The 2,995-nt window shown below is 73.2% G+C and carries 2 protein-coding genes; one reads left to right on the top strand and one right to left on the bottom strand.

Going from position 1 to position 2,995, the window contains the following annotated elements:
* Positions 1–76 precede the first annotated feature (76 nt).
* Positions 77–2,500 carry a LuxR C-terminal-related transcriptional regulator gene (locus RMO85_RS19005; protein WP_310530281.1) on the bottom strand — a complete coding sequence of 808 codons (2,424 nt, stop codon included), beginning with the start codon at positions 2,498–2,500 and terminating at the stop codon, positions 77–79.
* A gap of 266 nt (positions 2,501–2,766) precedes the next feature.
* On the opposite strand from RMO85_RS19005, the gene RMO85_RS19010 reads away from it, so the two are divergent.
* A partial coding sequence (locus RMO85_RS19010; protein ID WP_310530282.1) for a helix-turn-helix domain-containing protein occupies positions 2,767–2,995 on the top strand: 229 nt, incomplete at its 3' end.

The following is a 2,995-nucleotide window of genomic DNA, read 5'->3' on the forward strand; positions in this document are numbered from 1 at the left end:
CAGCGCTGATCCACCAGTAGGCGCCGACTCGGCACCCGGGAAGCGCCGACTCGGCGCCTGACTTGCGCCGACTCGGCTATCGCGGGTCGACGACGAGGGCGGCCAGCTTGGCGCGCGTGGTGATGTCGAGCTTGCGGTAGATGTGTGTCAGGTGGGCATCGACGGTGCGCGGCGAGATGAAGAGGTCGGCGGCGATCTGCCGGCTCGTCAGGCCCAGGGCGACCCGCTCGGCCACCTGTCGCTCGGCGTTGCTCAGCAGGTCGAGCACGCTGCCGGTGTCGCGGGTGGTCGCGCCCGAGAAGAGGCCCACCACGGCCTCCACGCCGGCGGCCGTGAACTCGTTGCCGACGATCCACCCGCCCGGCACGGAACGGCCGACGGCCAGCGGCCGGTCGGCGGCGTAGCCCCAGGAGGCTGCCTGGCGAGGCGCACGCAGCAACGCCGCGGCGGTCGCCAACGTGCGTGACTCGCGCAGGTCGCGTTGCTGGCCGATCCAGGCCAGGCCGTCCAGCGCATCGGCGGCCCTCAACGGCATGGGCATCTCGGCGGCGCGATCGAGCGCCGCCAGCAGCGTGGTGATCGCCTGGCTCTGGTCGCCGCCGGCGAGAAGTGCCCGCGCGAGCAGCAGTCGACCCTCGACCGCGTCGCGGCCCAGACCGGTGCTGTCGGCCAGCACGACCACGTCGGCCGCGAGGCCGGCGGCTCGCTGCTGGTCCCCGGTGCGCAGCATCTCGCGCGCGTCCTGGGCCAGCACCGGGACGCGTACCGCCCACGGGAGGGTGTCACGATCGACCTCGGCGGGCGTGAACGCCGGGTCGAGGTGGCGGAGCAGCGTCTCGGCGAGCAGCGCGACCCGGTCCTCGGCGATGGCGTGAGCATCGGCCACCACCGCACGGGCCGCCGACGTGGCCTCCGTCGGCCGCCCCTGCTCGAGCGCGATCCTCGCCAGCAGCGTGCGCGCCGACAGCGAGATCCAGCGCTCGTCTCGGTGATCACGGGCGGCCAGGAGGTCCGTGATCGTGGCCGTGGCGTCGCGGAAGGCACCGCGGGAGACCTGCACGTCGGCCAGCGTGCGGGCGGCCTGACGGGTGATCTCGCTGAGCGTGCCGAGGTCGAGCGCCCGGCGAGCCTCGGCCTCCGCCTTGACCAGCGCTCCGGCGTCGAGGTGCATCTCCGCCCGGATGGAGGCGTTCCTGGCCAGCTGGTCGTCGGGGTCGGGGGTGCTGAGAGCGTGCTCGTCGGCGCGGTCGAGCAACCAGAGTCCCTCGTAGGTCCCACGCCCCTCGGAGGCGGCGATGCCCGCGCGGCGCGCCACCTGGGCGCCGATCTCGGCCGGACCGTCGCCGCTGACCAGGGTGGCCTCGAGGATCTCGACCGCGTCCGCGGCCCGCATCGAGGTGTAGAGGGAGGAGAAGATGCGGTTGGCCAGCCCGTAGCCGAGCGTGCGGGTCGCCGGATCGGCACACGCGGCCGTGATCGCTGTCCGCATCACCTGCAGGTCGGCCAGCCAGGGGGCGTCTGCGGCGCCGGTGTTGAAGTCGGCGGGGGCCACGCGATCGGCCCACGAGAGCAGGGCGCGGCGGGTCTGCTCGCGGTCGTCGGTGGAGGCGGTGAGGAACTGCCCGTGCCGGCGGATGGGCGTGAGCATGTCGAAGCGGCCGTCGGGCAGGAGCTCGAGCAGGCTGCGGCGTACGAGACCTCCCGCGATGGCGGCGGCCTGGTCACGGTCGACGCCGGCGATCTCGGCGAGCACGTCGATCGAGACCGGTGAGGTCATCTGTGCCATCCGTCGGAAACAGCGCTGCTGGTCGGCGTCGAGCAGCTCGTAGGAGCCGTGCACGGCCTCGGACAGCGAGGCCGTCGGCACGACGTTGGTGACCCCGACGAGCGCGATCTGGACGGCGATCTGCTCGATGAGCAGGGGGAGCCCGCCGGAGGCGTTGAGGAGGCGGCGTACGTCGTCGCCGTGGCCGTCGAGGTCGACGGGGTGTCCGCCGGCGGCCTCCACGCGATGCAGGAAGAGGTCGACGGCCGGACCCGAGAGGGGCTCGTGGTCGCGCGGGACGATGAATGGCGCGACGCGCACCACACGTTCGGCCGGCTGCCCGGCCATCGTCACCGAGGTCACGGCCAGCCGAGCGTCGGTGGTCCCGGTCATCACCTGCTGGAAGGTCGGTCCGAGGGCGGTGGGATCAAGGTCGAGACCGTCGACGACGAGCAGGGTGTCGGTCTCGTCCATGGCCCGGCACAGCGCTGCCTCGGGGGAGTCGCCCGGTGCCGGGGCTGCCTCGAGGGCGACCAGACAGGCCGAGATCACGTCGTCGGCGCGCACCAGTCCGCGTGCGTTGACCCAGGTGCTGTCACCGCGGGCGGCCGCGTGCCGCGCGAGCAGGGTCTTTCCGCAGCCGGGCGGGCCCACGATGCTGACCCAGCGCGAGGACGCCAACGCCGTGGCGAGACGAGCCTGAGTCTGCTCGCGTCCGAGACATGGGGTGAGCACGAGATGAACCTATCGGTCGAGCGCCGGTGCCCGCCCCGGGAATAGGTAGGACTACCGATGCCGGGACCCCCGTGCGCGCGAGAACGTTGTCCTACAGCCGAGGCGTGTGGGCCGAACAGGGGACAGCCCACCCGCCGGCGCAGAGCAGCAGGCCGTGGGTATCGCGGGGGTGAGCCCACGGCCTGCTTGCGCCGTTCAGGCCCCGCCGCGACCATCGGGCCCCGAGCGGACAGGATCTGTCCGCTGTGCCTGCCACCATGGTCACCATGAGCGACACCACCCAGCGCGTCCTGCTGCTGCTCTCGCTGCTCCAGAAGCGTCCGGTGTGGACCGGGCCGGAGCTGGCCGAGCGGCTCGGCGTGACCACCCGTAGCATCCGGCGCGACGTCGAGCGCCTGCGCGGGCTCGGCTATCCCGTGCTGGCCACCCAGGGGCTCGGCGGCGGCTACCGGCTCGGGCGCGGAAAGGACCTGCCGCCACTGCTGCTCGACGACG

The organism is Nocardioides sp., assembly GCF_031422975.1.
In the GTDB taxonomy this organism is placed as follows: Bacteria; Actinomycetota; Actinomycetes; order Propionibacteriales; family Nocardioidaceae; genus Nocardioides.